Genomic DNA, 15,928 nt, shown 5'->3' on the forward strand with positions numbered 1-15,928 from the left:
GAAAGTTCAAGGAAACGGACATGCGAATCACCTTTCTCGGAGCCGCCGGCACGGTCACAGGCAGCAAGTACCTGCTGGAACACCGCGATCAACACGTACTGATCGATTGCGGACTGTTCCAAGGCTATAAACAACTGCGCTTGCACAACTGGGATCCTTTCCAACTGCCAGTTAGTGACCTCAAAGCCATTGTATTGACCCATGCTCATCTTGATCACAGCGGCTACTTGCCCGTGCTGGTCAGAAACGGTTATTGCGGACCGGTGTATGCAACGGCTGCAACCTGTGAACTGATGAAAATCCTGTTGCTGGACAGTGGTCGTCTACAAGAGGAGGAGGCCGAGTTTGCCAATCGGCACGGTTTTTCCAGACACTCTCCGGCATTGGCGCTGTACACCGAAGAGGACGCCCGAAAAGCACTTCAATTATTGCGCCCCGTGGAATTGCATAAGAGAGTAGATATTGTTCCGGGCTTGAGCATTCTGCTGCGTTGCGCCGGACACATACTGGGGGCTGCTACAGTAGAAGTTGTGGCCGATGACGTCACGCTGGTGTGTTCAGGTGATTTGGGCAGGCCAAACGATCCGCTGATGTTTGCCCCAGAGCTCATCCCGCAGACGGACTATCTATTAGTGGAGTCGACCTACGGCGACCGTCAGCATCCTCTGGAGTCTGCGCAGGAAAAACTGGCCCAGGTCATCTGTCGCACCGCGCTGCGTCACGGTATCACTCTGGTGCCGTCGTTTGCGGTAGGACGCGCACAATTACTGATGTATCACCTGTATCAGCTCAAACTCAAACATAACATTCCGGACTTGCCGATCTACCTTAATAGCCCCATGGCAACGGATATCACCCGTTTGTATCAGCGTTTTAACAGTGAACACCGGTTGTCACTTCAAGACTGCGAAGGCATGTGCCAAGGCACTCACTTTGTCAGTTCAGTCCAAGAGTCGATCGCTCTGGACAAGCAGCTCACCCCGGCAGTCATCATTGCCGCAAGCGGCATGGCTACCGGCGGACGGGTACTTCATCACCTCAATGCACTTGCTCCCAACCCACTCAACACGCTACTGATGCCGGGTTTTCAGGCCGGAGGCACTCGCGGTGCACAAATCATTGCAGGCGCACCGTACGTGCGTATCCATGGCCAGGATGTCCCTGTAAGGGCCGAGGTCGTACCGATGCAGTCTTTGTCCGCGCATGCCGATGCCGATGAAATCCTCCAGTGGCTGCGCGGTTTCAAACGAGCACCGAAACACACCTATGTAGTACATGGAGAACCAAATGCTTCTGACACATTACGCCGGCGTATCAGCCAGGAGCTGGGCTGGTCAGTGTCAGTGCCGGAATACCGCGACAGCGCCGAGCTTTGCCGCAACGACTCGCGTTCAAAGGACGATTTGTCATGACTGACACCCACGCATCTTTCGCGTTCACCACCACGGCATAACGCAAAGCTGCCGCCCTCCTCGTACTCAAGCAGAATTACAGTTTCATCGAAGCTAGTCGCTCGCACGGACTTGGCGAATCGGCCCTGCGCCGCTGGGTTAACCAGCTTCTGCAGGAGCGCAAAGGCGTAACCCCCAAGGGGGGCCTCACAGGGTGTGGGGGTGATCATCTCATTAGGCTACCGCGCTCTTGATGTCGAAAGATCTCGAGCGTTCGCGCTGACAACAAAACCCCAAAACTCCCGATTGATCTTCAACTACATACGTTTCAGATCCCGGTATGTAAACGTCACGCATAGCTTCTAAACGGGATTGCCAGTAAGAAGCGTCGATACTCCTTGTAAGACGGCAAGGGGGGAAGGGAGAGGGTGGTCCGATAACGCTTCAAGTAGGCTTCAATGCATTCTCTCGCACGCTAATTTTCACGGCCTTGTTGCCCTTACCGACAACGTTGAACCACCAGTTTTCACCGTCGTACTCAAACGAACCCATTGTAGGCTTCCAGTTGTCCCGACCGACGAGATCCGGAGGTAGAGAGAGAAGAGGGTGGCCACAATGAATAGCGTACGCTCGCGCCTAGGATCCTCTGCAGCCATGACTTCTGCGGTCTCGATTACATAATTCCACTGGCGCGGAGTCAGCGCCTTACCAGAGCTGATCACCGTGTTGCGCTGCTTAAAGTTGGATTTTTGTTTGACGGACCGAATAGGATTGGCGTCAGCGGTCAGGCCTTCGTCGATTGTGTACTGAAAAAAACTGCCACAAACAGCAAAACTGGAATGAAAGAAACATCCAAAATGAGGTAGGAAACATGAGTTTGGATGTTTACTTCCGGGCACTTCTGAAAAATAGTGCAACCTCATAAATTCAAAAAAATAATTTCTCCTTAAGGAAAAGAAATCTTTCCCTTAAGGCTTTAAACAGTCTTAAAGTAAATAAATCTTTCCCTTGTGCGACCAGCGTACCGAACGTGAAGGCTGTATTGAGCTACTAAAGCATCAATTACGGCAGCTCAGATTGGCGCAGCTTTTTGAAGGCCTTTGGCCTGTATGACCATGTTCTTGCCTCACCTGAGACCGAGAGGTCATTGGTAAACCCCTAACAGGTGCTTACAAGGTCGATTGTCTCTGGCGCAATCACTATATGGGGTTAACCCAGGAATTTGTTAGCTAGGTACGACGTTTAAAGTCACAAGGGCTGAAAGGGCAAGTCCCCCGACTCTTTATGCTGTAAGAGCATTGCATTGTCAGCTCAACCAGCCTTCGTCAGGCAATATCGCGGACAGTCCTTGGCATGTGAGCTTCATGTTCACCAACCAGCGATGCCAATAACAATCGTCATGGAGATAGAGCAATGGAAGGGCCTAAGGAAGCTCCGATCAACTTGCCGCAACCGCGCAGTAAGTTGAAAATCCCGCTGAATTTGGCGCTATTGACCGCGAAATATCCCGTACGCGCCACCTTGGCGAGCTTGTCAGCCCATTTCTCCGTGTTACGTGCGTAATTAGCCCATACCCATCAGCTTTTTTCGAGCCATCCATAAATTGGACAAGGCAAACAGCGTGGTCAATTGAGCGGTGTTTTTCATCAGGCCGCGAAAGCGCACTTTCACATAACCGAACTGACGTTTGATCACCCGAAATGGGTGTTCGACCTTGGCCCGTGTCTGGGCCTTGAGGTACTCGATTTTGCGCTTGGCTTTGTACAGCACGCTGCGCTTGTTCAGCTTGGAATAGGTGCTGCGTCGCGCGGCGATTTGCCAAACCACTTCACGGTTTTCATGCTCTTCGCGCTTCTCGACACCGGTGTAACCAGCATCAGCGTAGACCGCGTTTTCCTCGCCGTGCAGCAGTTCGGCAACCTGAGTGACATCGGCTACATTCGCCGCGGTGCCGTGAACGTGGTGAACCAGCCCCGACTCAACGTCGGCACCAATATGGGCCTTCATTCCGAAGAAATATTGATTACCTTTCTTCGTCTGATGCATCTCTGGATCGCGTTTACCGTCCTCGTTTTTAGTCGAACTGGGCGCGTGGATAATCGTCGCATCGACGATGGTGCCCTGGCGCAGCGAGAGGCCTTTCTCCTGCAAATAACCGTTGATGACCGCCAGGATCGCCGGCGCCAACTTATGATTCTCCAGCAGGTGTCGGAAGTTCATGATCGTGGTGTCTTCAGGGATCGGCGCGCTCAGGGTCAAGTGCGCAAACTGGCGCATGGGCGTGATTTCATACAGCGCTTCTTCCATGGCAGGATCGCTCAGCGAGAACCAGTTTTGCAGCAAGTGAATGCGCAGCATGGTTTCCAGCGGATACGGTTTTCGGCCACCACCAGCCTTCGGATAATACGGCTCGATCAACGCCAGTAAACCGCTCCAGGGCACGACCTGATCCATCTCGGCGAGGAACCGTTCGCGGCGTGTTTGCTTGCGCTTGCCCGCGTATTCGAAATCGGAAAGGCTCATCTGGCTCATGACGCACTCGGGGCAGGTGGTGAGGCTGTATTTCAGCATACTTGGAGACTTGTTCGGAGTTTCCCTAAGCAAACCTCGCAGGACATGTGGAATGGGGAGGACGTGCTTGAGCCTAGCTTCATCACTATTCGCCGGCCGTTGGAAAGCGGCTTTTGCGTTGACCTGTATCTTCAGGTCTTCGAAAAAGTCTCCATGGACAAATGGCGGTCTCTGCCCGAAGACAGATGGCATCACCTAGCAACGATCGAGCCGGGCTGGATTACGATGTATCCCATCTATACCAACCCACACACTCAGCGCTATCGGAGCCCTAAGAACGGAAACGTGGGTTGCATCCTGTACAGCCATCAGTCTACGCGCGACTTTCCAAACACTCCGGATGATGCCGTGCTCTATATCGACGTCAGTCTCCCTCGCAAACTGTTTGATTCCTGTGATGAAGGGCTGGGGCTTGTGAAACAGCTCACCCCGCTCTGGCGAGGTTTGCGATTCGCTCCTGGTTTAAAAACCCTAGTCATATCGGATGATATTGACACCTCGATCACAGACGACATTGTCTTTGTGAGTGAGGCTAGGGTGGATGAATGCCGTAGAACATGCATGCGGATTACCCGGGCCCGAAAAAAGAGTGAGACGTCAGCCCAGTTGCACTGGGTGATGAGCCAGGTGTTTCCGACGCTGATGCCCAATGTGGTGTTCGAAGGCAGTCGCCCTGTACTGGTGAGCGATACGAATGCTCGTAAGGTCGGCAATACAATTGCACAAGCTGCTGTGCGAGCGCGGCGTCACCAGCTTAGGGAGATGAAAGTCGGTGTTGAGATGCTGGCGAAGGAAGCTCCACGCGAACTTTTCGAACTGCGCGCTGAGATCGAGAGGGTTACCTTGGCTGTGATGATCGAAAAGTTCGAGACCATGCTTGGCCAGAACCTCAGCGAGGGGCACTGGCAGCAGTTTTTCGAGGCCAATCTGTTCATCCTAGGGATGTTGTTCGCGCGCCCGGTGGCACTTCTGCATACTCAGTTCCATGCTCGGGGATCCATGGTCAATGGAGCTGGCGCCCACATCGGCGACCTGCTTTTCGCGCAGGGACGCGAGCTGGCCATCGTGGAGATCAAGAAGCCTTCCACCCCACTCATGCAGAGCAGGGCGTATCGCAATCGCGATGTTTTCGGCCCAAATCTGCAGCTCAGTGGAGCGATTACTCAGGTACTGCATCAGCAAGGCCTGATGCGCTCCAACTGGCTGTCACACCTGCAAGACCCGACGATGCGAGGCTTGCAACCAGACACAGCGAGGTGCGTCATCATTGCAGGTACCAAGTCAACCGAAGAGGGTCGCCGGCGCAGCTTCGAGATCTTTCGCAACGCCTGTAAGGACGTCGAGGTCGTCACCTTTGACGAGTTGCTTGGTAAGCTGCGGATGCTGGCTCAGCACCTGGCCCCCGTAGATCCAGTCGACATCCCAGACATTTTCTGAAGAGCAGGCCGCGTGAGATCTCGAATGAAGATACACAGCGAGGGAACGCCGCGGCCTATCAGATACCTGCCTGCATTCAGTGCGTTGTCCAAAACCGCTTGGAGGAGGGCGCGCACTTGTCGATCTGAAAGGCCTGGTCGACCGCTCAGGGTGGTGATCAGCGGCGTCTTCTCTTGCTTGAGACGTGTGGTCGTCGGAATTAACTAAGTCATCCCGGAATTGTTTCGACGTCTTTTGCGTAAATGGCATCCATTTGGGGTTCGTTACCACAGGATGCTTCAGCGTAGTTGTCGAATCTTCATTATCCAGAAAGCGATTGCGGATAATGGACCCAACCTAACTAGTCGGCGGTTTTTTACAAAACGCTAAAAACGCCTCAGCTTCAAGGCGCTTGAGTTCGGTGATTGGCCTTTTTAGAACATTCAACGACCACAGCAAGAGGCGCTCGACTTGACAGCGATAGGTGCTAAAAGTCAGGGGGTTTTCCGCATAATGCCGCAGGTACGCGCGCGCGGCCAGTTATCCGTCGACGGCCAGAAGCTCTTTACCGAAACTTTCCAAGTAGTCATTGACGCTGCGTATAGATGACGACCCACAGTAAAATCCTGATCTGGAAAATCATCATGGGATTCAAATGCAACGGTCACATCAGCAGCATGTCGCCTGCAGGAAGCGATGAACAAGGAGGCATGCAGAACCAATCACTAGAGTTGCACATTTGCACAAATTCTTACCACACAGTTTCAAATTTGCGGACAAAAAGGCAACACCAGGGGTGTTGAGACTCGAAAATTCTCAAATTCGCGCAGTCGCAAGGCGGTCTAATATCAGTGTGCTCCAGGCGCTTACCGGAACAGAGGGTAAAAATCAAAAATGGTGTGCAGCTTTACCATTTCTTAGAATTACTAGCCGGATTTTCTGAGATTTAGTTCGGTGTGCTTGGAAACAGACAGCGTGTCTCTGCAGAGAGATACGTGATTTAACATAATATACATTATGCGTAATAACCACTAAGCGTATCAGGGTCAGCGGTGGTCAGATTTCAAACCTGTAAATACGCCACAGGGCCAATCCGGTCCCATCGATCAGTTCGACCATCTCTCGTGCTTTGCCATGCAGGTTGCCTGGATCAATGCATGGCCATTGGTTTGCTGCATAATCCCCAGCTTTGCACTGCACTGGTCTGCGCACAAACCACAATGGAATGGACACATGATACGAGCATTTGAACATCGCGACATGGAACGGGTTCTGGACATCTGGCTAAGCGCATCCATCAAGGCCCATGACTTTATCGACGCTTCCTACTGGCAATCACATTTAGAGGCGATGCGTGACGTTTACATCCCGGCTTCTGAGACCTATGTGATTGAAGACCAATCCCGGGTTCTGGGGTTTTGTTGTCTGCTGGGCAATCAACTGGCAGCGCTGTTTGTCGATCCCGACCAGCAAGGCAAAGGCCTGGGCAAGCAATTGCTCGGGCATGTAAAAAGCCAGCGCGATGAGCTGACACTGGCTGTTTACAAGGAGAATTCGCCCAGTTTCGCCTTTTATCAGTCCCAAGGCTTTGGGGTGGTCAAGGAGCAGATTGACGAGCAAACAGGCCGTAGTGAGTACCTGATGGCGTACAAAGCCTGAACCGAGAACCTTGAAATGGGCTCTGCGGTCTGTTTTCCCGCCGTTTTATTCGCTCCGGAGACCGTTTCAAGCCCGGTAGACATGGCTGCCAAATAAGAGGTCAGTCCATGCATTGTCCGCCTGCCAAGCCCTGGCACCACTGCCCCGCACATAACCAAATAGAATAACTAAACTAAAGAACTATTTAGTATAGTTATAAATAACACCTTTTTATGCCTCTTTCCCTCACCTCCGTCCCGCTCAAGGCGCATCCAAAAAACCGGCGCTTGTACTGATTACACAGGCCAGGAGCAACTATGCTTTGGCTTTGCCACTGCCCGCTGAGCGTGAGGGATGCAAAATGACCCGCCCCACTGAGCCTGATCCGATCTATGCGCTCGACACCCCAGAGCGAACCCGCCCCAGCAATTACCCGCAGCCCTTCGCTTCCCTGATGCTGGGCCGTTCCAAGCGGCCCCTGGGAGATCTGTTCAATCTGAAAAATTTTGGCGTGAATCTCATCCACCTTCCCCCGGGGAGCCTTTCGGCGCTTCATCATTCGCACTCGCAGCAGGATGAATTTATCTATGTGCTGGAAGGTCATCCCACCCTGCTTCGAGGGGATGACACGCTGCAACTGGCCCCGGGGATGGTCGCAGGCTTTCCCGCCAAAGGCCTTGCCCACCATCTGGAGAACAGGACGGACGCCGTCTGCGTCATTCTGGAAGTCGGCGACCGCAGCCCAGGCGATTGCGTGACCTACCCCTCTGACGATCTGCAGGCCATTACGCAGGCTGATGGCAAATGGCATTTCGCCCATAAAGATGGCACCCCCTACGCGTGAGGGCACTGACAATTTGTCGCAGGGCCGTGTTTTTGTTAAAGTTAGGAAACTAACTGTTTAGTACAAAACTATTTCGACCTTTCCTCGCTCTGTTGACTCGCCCTGCATGGGCCACGACGACGTGAAGAATCACCGAACGCGCCTGCTCCTGCCCTGCAAGCCGCTACAGTTAAACGCTATACCCTCCTCCCAACCGTTCATGCATCAATAGGGTCATGAAAAATGATTAACTCTCAACCTTCGGCAGCTGTAAGCCGTTGGCCCATCTGGGTCGCCGCTCTCGGTGTGCTTGTTTTCGGCTTGCTCTATGTAGCCGGCGGCGGTTACCTCGCCACGCTGGGTGGCAGCCTTTACTTCCTGCTCGCAGGCCTGGGGATGGTTGCCTCGTCCATTCTCCTGTTCAAAAAGCGCCTTGCAGGTGCCTGGCTATTCGCCGCCGTCATGGTTGCCAGTGTTATCTGGGCAGTGGTCGACGCCGGACTGGTGTTCTGGCCGCTGGTTTCACGCCTGTTCGCCCTCGCGGTACTGAGCCTGGTCGTGGCGCTGGTTTACCCGACTCTGCGCAAGGCCAACGGACTCAACGGCAACGCTGGCTACGCGCTCGGCGCAGTGCTGGCAGTGGCCATCGTTGCCGGTGCCTGGGGGATGTTTCAGCCCCACGCTTCGGTCGCGCCAACCGGCAACGGTCCCGGCCTGACCAAGGTTGATCCGGACAAGGCCCAGAAAGACTGGGCACACTACGGTAACGACGAGGGCGGCAGCCGCTTCGCGGCACTGGACCAGATCAACCGCAGCAACGTGTCCAAACTGGTTCCAGCCTGGACTTACCAGACCGGCGACGTGGCCATCAGCAACGGCAACGGTGCGGAAGATCAAATGACCCCGCTGCAAGTGGGCGACAAGGTTTTCATCTGCACACCGCACAACAACCTCATTGCCCTGGACGCCGACACGGGTAAAGAGCTGTGGAAAAACAACATCAATGCACAGGCCGCAGTCTGGCAGCGTTGCCGTGGCCTGGCCTATTTTGACGCCACTGGCGCCGTCACCCAGCCTACCGATGGCAGCACTCCGGCAGCGGCCGTCAGCGTTGCCCCCGGTGCTGCGTGCCAGCGTCGGCTGTTGACCAATACCATCGATGCACGCCTGATTGCTGTGGACGCGGATACCGGCCAGTTCTGCCCGGACTTCGGCACCAATGGTCAGGTTGATCTCAAAAACGGGCTGGGCAATGTGCCTGACTCCTACTACCAGCTGTCGTCAGCGCCGTTGATGGCTGGCACCACAGTGGTGGTGGGCGGCCGTGTTGCCGATAACGTGCAAACCGACATGCCAGGCGGCGTTATCCGCGGTTTCGACGTGATCACGGGCGCCATGCGCTGGGCTTTTGATCCGGGCAATCCAGAAGACAAACACGCACCGGCCGACGGCAAGACCTACGTTCGAAGCACGCCTAACAGCTGGGCGCCGATGTCCTACGACCCGCTGATGAACACCGTGTTTTTGCCGATGGGCAGTTCGTCCACCGATATCTATGGTGTGGAACGTACCGCTCTGAATCACAAGTACGGCGCATCCGTATTGGCGCTTAACGCGACCACCGGTGAAGAAAAATGGGTGTACCAGACCGTCCACAATGACTTGTGGGACTTCGATCTGCCGATGCAGCCAAGCCTGATCGACTTTGCCAAGCCAGATGGCAGCAAGGTGCCTGCCCTGGTGATCGGTACCAAGGCCGGTCAGATTTTTGTGCTGGATCGTCACACGGGTCAGCCACTGACCAAAGTCGAAGAAGTTGCGGTCAAACCGTCGAACATCCCTGATGAGCCCTACTCGCTGACTCAACCTAAGTCCGTGGGCATGCCTCAGATTGGCGCGCAGACACTGACTGAATCTGACATGTGGGGTGCCACCCCCTTCGACCAGATGCTGTGCCGTATCTCGTTCAAGAAAATGCGTTACGAAGGCCTGTACACCGCGCCGGGCACTGACGTGTCGCTGAGCTTCCCGGGGTCGCTGGGTGGCATGAACTGGGGCAGCCTGTCGACTGACCCGGTACACGGCTTTATCTTCGTCAACGATATGCGTTTGGGCTTGTGGGTTCAGATGGTGCCGCAACAAAAAGACGCCAAGGCTTCTTCCGGCGGTGAAGCACTGAACACCGGCATGGGCGCAGTACCGCTCAAGGGCACGCCTTATGCCGTGAACAAGAACCGCTTCCTGTCGGTGGCAGGCATTCCGTGCCAGGCACCGCCTTTCGGGACGCTGACGGCCATCGACATGAAGACCCAGAAAATCGCCTGGCAAGTGCCAGTCGGCACCGTTCAGGACACCGGTCCGATGGGTATCAAAATGGGTCTGCAACTGCCAATCGGCATGCCGACGCTGGGCGGTACGCTGTCCACTCAAGGTGGCCTGGTGTTTATCGCCGGGACCCAGGACTACTACTTGCGCGCCTTTAACTCGGCCAACGGTGAAGAAGCCTGGAAAGCCCGCTTGCCAGTCGGCAGCCAGGGCGGCCCGATGACCTTTGTATCGCCTAAAACAGGCAAGCAATACATCGTCATCACCGCCGGTGGTGCACGCCAGTCGCCTGATCGTGGCGATTACGTGATCGCTTACGCGCTGCCTGACAGCCAGTAAACACTAGCCTTGTGGGAGGCAATACCTCGGTCTGATTGACCGAGGTATTGCCATCGCGGGCAAGCCCGGCTCCCACAGGTTCTATGTTTAAGCCAAAACCTCTGCAGGCTTGCTCAGCAACACCCGCGTCACTCGACGCTCTTCTACCTCGACCACAGTCATGGTCCAGCCTTCCCACTCCAGCTTGTCGCCAATCATCGGCAGGCGATCCAGCAAACTCATGACCATCCCGGCTATTGTCTGATAGTCATCCGTAGCCTTGGCCGCAAAGCCAATGTGCTGACGGATCTGGCTCAGGTTCAATGCACCACTGACCAGGTAACCATCCTCGCGGGCAACGATATTGGGCCCTTCGATCTCGCTGGCATCCGGCAGTTCGCCGGCAATGGACTCCAGAATGTCGGTCATGGTCAACAGGCCGATAAAGTCACCGAACTCGTTGATGACGAACGCAATGTGCGTCGACTCTTTGCGCATCTGCTCCAGAGCATTGAGTATCGTGAAACTGTCCAGCAGGTTGATGGCCTTGCGGGCCATGGCTTCCAGATCAGGTTCGTGACCTGCCAACAGCTCTTTGAGCAATTCCTTTTTATGAATAAAGCCCAGCGGCTCGTCAACCCGGCCTTCGCGGATAAGCGGCAGTCGAGAGTACGACGAGTGCATCAGCGTCGTACGAATGGTGTCTGCTGAATCCGCGAGGTCGATATGATCGATCTCGGCCCGAGGCGTCATCACGGTACGAATCGGGCGCTCTGCCAGTTGCAGTACGCCACTGATCATCACGCGTTCGCGCCGGTGGAAAACTTCCTTGTCTTCGCCACCTTCAAGCATGTCAGCAATGTCTTCGCCCACTTCATCTGCATTCAAGGTACGACCGCCCAGCAAACGCAAGACTGCATGAGCCGTACGCTCGCGCATCGGGCGCAGGCCCTGCACGCTTTTCTTGCGACGCGCACGGGCAATCTGGTTCAGCACTTCGATCAGAATCGAGAAGCCGATGGCTGCATACAGGTAGCCCTTGGGAATGTGGAAGCCCAGGCCTTCGGCGGTCAGGCTGAAGCCGATCATCATCAGGAAGCCCAGACACAGCATGATCACTGTCGGATGACTGTTGACGAATTTGGTCAGGGGTTTGCTGGCAATGATCATCAAGCCGATCGAGAACACCACCGCGATCATCATCACCGACAGGTGTTCAACCATGCCCACAGCAGTTACCACCGCATCCAGGGAGAACACGGCATCGAGCACCACAATCTGCGCCACGATCGGCCAGAACATGGCGTAGCCCATGTTTGATGTACGTTCGGCCACATGCCCTTCCAGTCGTTCATGCAACTCCATCGTGGCCTTGAACAACAGGAACAGACCACCGAACAGCATGATCAGGTCGCGACCCGAGAACGATTTGTCGAACACTTCAAACAACGGCGCCGTCAGCGTGACGATCCACGAGATGCTGGCCAGCAGGCCCAGGCGCATCACCAGTGCAAGCGTAAGACCGATCACCCGGGCACGGTCGCGCTGCTCCGGCGGCAACTTGTCCGCCAGAATGGCGATAAACACCAGGTTATCAATGCCCAGTACCAGTTCGAGCACAATCAACGTCAACAGGCCGAGCCAGGCCGTGGGATCTGCAATCCATTCCATAGGTATCAGTCAATCTCACGAAGGTTCAGGGTTAACGACGAGCGCGCACGGGCAAGCGTAGCAGCGGATGTGCTATCGCAAAACGGAGGGCTGGAGAAAGGTAAAGCACGCTCGACAGAGGTGATCAAGCGAAGAAGGGGCGCAGGCTCAGAGCTGCGACTGGGTGGTTCCTGTAGGGCGTTCATACAAACCTGTATTGAATTGGGGAGGCAATCCTACAGCGATTTATAAATATTCCTGCGAGAAGACTTATTACAAAATTTAACAAGTCTCCCCCCTCCTCCATTATCACTCGGCCTGCCGGGCAAACCATTGCAGCACTTCGGAACACGCCGGATGGGAGTTCGCCGATGGCTGCAGGCACAGCGAATAGTTGCCACCGGTCTTTAACGGCTCGCCGAACGGGACAATCAACACCCCGCGCTGAATGGACTCTGCGGCCAGGGTCATGTCGGTCACCGCCACACCCAGGCCCCGCGCTGCGGCATCCAGTGCCAGCTCGTCGAGATTGAACGGAATATGCCTGTAGGCCTGCAGCGATTTGCCGCCGTTCGCTGCCAGCCAGTCAATCCAGGCTTGCTGGTCGGCCGAGCGATGCAACAGCGCAAAGTGCACAAGCTGCTCCATTGACGTCAGCGGGCCCAGACCCGGCGCGCACACTGGCACCAGTGCTTCGTCAAAGAGCGCCATACAGGCCGGATCGTTCGAAGGCCGCGCCAGATAAAGGATATAGGCGTCACTGTCGCTGGCCGGTTCGACAATTTCGGTCGCTACCGTCTCAATCGACAAGGCGATATCCGGATGCTGCAGGTAAAAGTCGCTCAGCTTTGGCAGTAACCAGCGAACGGCCAGCGAAACATGCATGCGAATTCGAAAGGGCCGTTTTTGCGGCGAAATCCGGTCTTCGAGCACTTTCAATTGCTCAAGAATACTGCGGGCACTGGCCAGTACCTGCTCCCCTTCCCCTGTCATGCGCACGTTGCGGCTGGTTCGGGCAAACAGTGCAACACCGAAATGCGCTTCAAGTTGCTGAATCTTGCGGCTGACAGCACTTTGAGTCAGGCACAGGGTTTGCGCGGCCTGAGTGAAGCTGCCCGAGTCTGCAACCTCGACCAGCGCCTGCAATCCCTGGAGCGAGGGTACGTGACGGATTTTATCCATGCGTTTTCAGAATCAATCAATGAATTTATAACGTTGGATATATCACCTGTCACCGCCTAAATTCAAGCTATAGAGAGCGCTACCTGCTAGCAGTCATGCGATTAGTGCATGAATTAACGCCAGGGTGCGGTCAGAACAACAGTCAAACGAGGTGAACCGTGAAAAATGAATGTGGCTGGATTGCGCTCGCAGGGAGCTCCCCTTGCCGTGATCACCTCAAAGGCTCAGAGAAAGCCGACTGGCTCATTATCGGTGCTGGCATCACCGGCCTGAGTGCGGCCCATTCACTGGCTGAACTGCACCCAGAGGCACGCATCGTGATTGTCGACAGGCAACGGGCGGCCCAGGGCGCTTCGGCGCGTAACTCCGGATATGCCGTGGCCCACGAAAATCCGGGCGACGATGAGCTGATCGGCAAAAGCGGGTTTGCAGGGTTTGCAGTGGACTCATCCATTGGCCAGGCAGCGGGTGAAGAAGTGCGCATGCGCATTGCACGCCACGGCATCGAGTGCGAGTACCGGGACTCGGGTTACTACTTCGCCGTCAATGACCCGCGCAAGCTGAACCATGTCGAAGCCAAACTCAACACCCTGAGCGCTGTGGGCGCGTCTGCGCAATTTCTGGAAGGCGCGCAACTGGCACAAAAGCTCGGCACCCGGCATTACCAGGCCGCGATCTGGTGCGGCAATGGCAATGCCTTGCTGCAGCCCGCCAAGTACGTGAAAGGCCTGCTGGATTCATTGCCGGCCAATGTCACCCTGTTTGAAAACACCGAGATCACCGGTCTTGAGCGCCTCAGTGGCGGGCGGATTCGAGCCGCAGGCACCCAGGGCAGCATCGAGGCTACCCAGGTGCTGGTGTGCCTGAATGCATTTATCCCCCGAGCCGGAATCGACAACAGCGCGACCTTCCCGATGGAACTGAGCGCCAGCCTGACCCGACCGCTGACGGACAAGGAATACCAGGCCATCGGCAGTGTTGAGCCTTGGGGTGTGCTGTCGACCCGTCCGTTGGGCGCCACGGTACGACTGACTCCGGATCGCAGGGTGATGATCCGCAACACGGCGGAGTACCGGACCCGGGATCTATCCGACAGCGATCTGATTCAGCGTCGCAAGCACCACGTAGTGGGCCTGCAGCGTCGCTTCCCCGGACTCGGCGAGCAAGACATTCACTACACCTGGACCGGCCACCTGAGCGCTACACGCAGCGGCCAGCCTTACTTTGCCAAGGTCGAAGAAGGGGTTTATGCCGTAGCCGGATGCAATGGCTCCGGCGTAGCCCGCGGCACTTTGTGGGGGCGTCTGCTCGCCGAAATGGCATCTGGCGCCAGCTCTGCGCTGCTGCAGTCGGTCATGGACAGAGCCCAGCCAGGCTGGCTTCCACCCCGCCCGTTCTTTGATATCGGTGCAGTGCTGCGAATGCGCATGGAAGCGGTCAGGGCCAAAACAGAAATCTGAAACTTTCACACCACAAAAGAATAAAAGCTCCTTGAAAAGGTGATTGAACATGCACATCAACTCGGTTTCCCTTGCGGTCATGCTTGCAGCGTTTTCCACAGCCAGCCTGGCGGACGAGAGCGTCAATATTTCCAACTGGAACGGCTATATCGCCGACGACACCCTGACCACCTTCACCAAGGAAACAGGGATCAAGGCAACGTACGACATTCACGACAGCAACGAAGTCCTGGAATCCAAGTTGATGACCGGCAATACCGGTTATGACGTGGTCAGCCCTTCAAACCATTTCCTGTCTCGCCTGATCAAGGCCGGTGCCATCCAGAAACTGGACCGCAGCCAGCTGCCCAACTGGAAAAACCTTGATCCGGTCTTGATGAAAAAGCTTGAAGTCAACGACCCCGGCAACCAGTACGGCTACCCCTACATGTGGGGAACGGCGGGGATTGGCTACAACGTCGAGAAGATCAAGGCCATTTTCGGCACGACCGATGTCACCCAGTCCTGGAGCCTGTTTTTTGATGAAAACAACATCAAAAAACTCAGCCAGTGCGGGGTCGCGATCATCGACAACCCGACGCAAGTGCTGCCCATCACGCTTAACTACCTGGGCTTGCCACACCACAGCCACGAGCCGGACGATTACAAGAAAGCCGAGCAGGCGCTGTTGAAAATCCGGCCCTATGTTCAGTACTTTCACGCGTCCAAATACATCAGCGATCTGGCAAACGGCAATATCTGTGCGGTGATCGGCTTCAACGGTGACGTGGTGCAGGCAGCGGCCAGCGCCAAGGAAGCCAAGAACGGAATCAATATTGCGTACTCGATTCCAAAGGAAGGCTCCACATTGTGGCTCGACATGGTGGTCATGCCCAAAAGCGCGCCCCATGAGAAGAATGCCTACACCTACATGAACTACCTGCTGGCCCCGCAAGTGATTGCCAATATCAGCAACCAGATCCACTACGCCAACCCTAATCAGGCGGCGGATGCGTACTTGTCCCCAGACGTGAAACAAGACCCGGCGATCTACCCGTCCAAGGAAGTGATCGACACCCTGTTCACCGTAGAAGACCTGCCGGCCAAGGTTGCCCGCTTGACCACCCGGCTGTGGACCAAGCTTAAAACCAACACCTGACGAACCTGTGGGAGCG

Annotated in this window: 10 protein-coding genes and 2 pseudogenes; 8 read left to right on the plus strand and 4 right to left on the minus strand. The window is 55.5% G+C overall.

Annotated elements, in window-relative coordinates; genetic code table 11:
• Nucleotides 1–20 precede the first annotated feature (20 nt).
• Nucleotides 21–1,412, plus strand: coding sequence for an MBL fold metallo-hydrolase (locus AACY07_RS16335; protein ID WP_339476129.1), 1,392 nt, complete (start codon nt 21–23; stop codon nt 1,410–1,412).
• 41 nt (nt 1,413–1,453) lie between these two features.
• Nucleotides 1,454–1,673 (plus strand): annotated as a pseudogene (locus AACY07_RS24305) (transposase); the annotation flags it as partial.
• A gap of 112 nt (nt 1,674–1,785) precedes the next feature.
• Here AACY07_RS24305 and AACY07_RS16345 read toward each other — a convergent pair.
• A pseudogene (locus tag AACY07_RS16345) lies at nt 1,786–2,224 on the minus strand (site-specific integrase); the annotation flags it as partial.
• A gap of 730 nt (nt 2,225–2,954) precedes the next feature.
• Nucleotides 2,955–3,923, minus strand: coding sequence for an IS5 family transposase (locus tag AACY07_RS16350; RefSeq protein WP_339476131.1), 969 nt, complete (start codon nt 3,921–3,923; stop codon nt 2,955–2,957).
• Between the two features lie 102 nt (nt 3,924–4,025).
• Between AACY07_RS16350 and AACY07_RS16355 the strand changes: the two genes are divergently transcribed.
• The 4 genes from AACY07_RS16355 to AACY07_RS16370 all read left to right on the plus strand — a co-directional run bounded on the left by AACY07_RS16355 (nt 4,026) and on the right by AACY07_RS16370 (nt 10,503).
• Nucleotides 4,026–5,399 carry a Shedu immune nuclease family protein gene (locus AACY07_RS16355; RefSeq protein WP_339476133.1) on the plus strand — a complete coding sequence of 458 codons (1,374 nt, stop codon included), beginning with the start codon at nt 4,026–4,028 and terminating at the stop codon, nt 5,397–5,399.
• A 1,212-nt stretch (nt 5,400–6,611) separates the two neighbouring features.
• Nucleotides 6,612–7,037: an N-acetyltransferase gene (locus AACY07_RS16360; protein WP_339476136.1), complete on the plus strand. Its 426-nt coding sequence runs from the start codon at nt 6,612–6,614 to the stop codon at nt 7,035–7,037.
• A gap of 340 nt (nt 7,038–7,377) precedes the next feature.
• Nucleotides 7,378–7,860 (plus strand): cupin domain-containing protein, encoded by a 483-nt coding sequence (locus tag AACY07_RS16365; RefSeq protein ID WP_326397893.1) that lies wholly within the window; start codon nt 7,378–7,380, stop codon nt 7,858–7,860.
• 222 nt (nt 7,861–8,082) lie between these two features.
• Nucleotides 8,083–10,503 carry a glucose/quinate/shikimate family membrane-bound PQQ-dependent dehydrogenase gene (locus AACY07_RS16370; protein ID WP_339476139.1) on the plus strand — a complete coding sequence of 807 codons (2,421 nt, stop codon included), beginning with the start codon at nt 8,083–8,085 and terminating at the stop codon, nt 10,501–10,503.
• 87 nt (nt 10,504–10,590) lie between these two features.
• On the opposite strand, the gene AACY07_RS16375 is transcribed toward AACY07_RS16370, so the two are convergent.
• Both AACY07_RS16375 and AACY07_RS16380 read right to left on the minus strand, forming a co-directional pair.
• On the minus strand, nt 10,591–12,153 hold the full coding sequence (locus AACY07_RS16375) for a TerC family protein (protein WP_133078094.1): 1,563 nt from the start codon (nt 12,151–12,153) through the stop codon (nt 10,591–10,593).
• A 288-nt stretch (nt 12,154–12,441) separates the two neighbouring features.
• On the minus strand, nt 12,442–13,314 hold the full coding sequence (locus AACY07_RS16380; RefSeq protein WP_133078093.1) for a LysR substrate-binding domain-containing protein: 873 nt from the start codon (nt 13,312–13,314) through the stop codon (nt 12,442–12,444).
• 158 nt (nt 13,315–13,472) lie between these two features.
• Here AACY07_RS16380 and AACY07_RS16385 point away from each other — a divergent pair, with 158 nt between their 5' ends.
• Complete coding sequence (locus AACY07_RS16385) at nt 13,473–14,774, plus strand: NAD(P)/FAD-dependent oxidoreductase (RefSeq protein ID WP_339476142.1); 1,302 nt, start codon at nt 13,473–13,475, stop codon at nt 14,772–14,774.
• 49 nt (nt 14,775–14,823) lie between these two features.
• Complete coding sequence (locus AACY07_RS16390) at nt 14,824–15,912, plus strand: polyamine ABC transporter substrate-binding protein (RefSeq protein WP_339476144.1); 1,089 nt, start codon at nt 14,824–14,826, stop codon at nt 15,910–15,912.
• Nucleotides 15,913–15,928 lie beyond the last annotated feature (16 nt).

The organism is Pseudomonas sp. RL_5y_Pfl2_69 (assembly GCF_963970465.1).
Taxonomy (GTDB): Bacteria; Pseudomonadota; Gammaproteobacteria; order Pseudomonadales; family Pseudomonadaceae; genus Aquipseudomonas.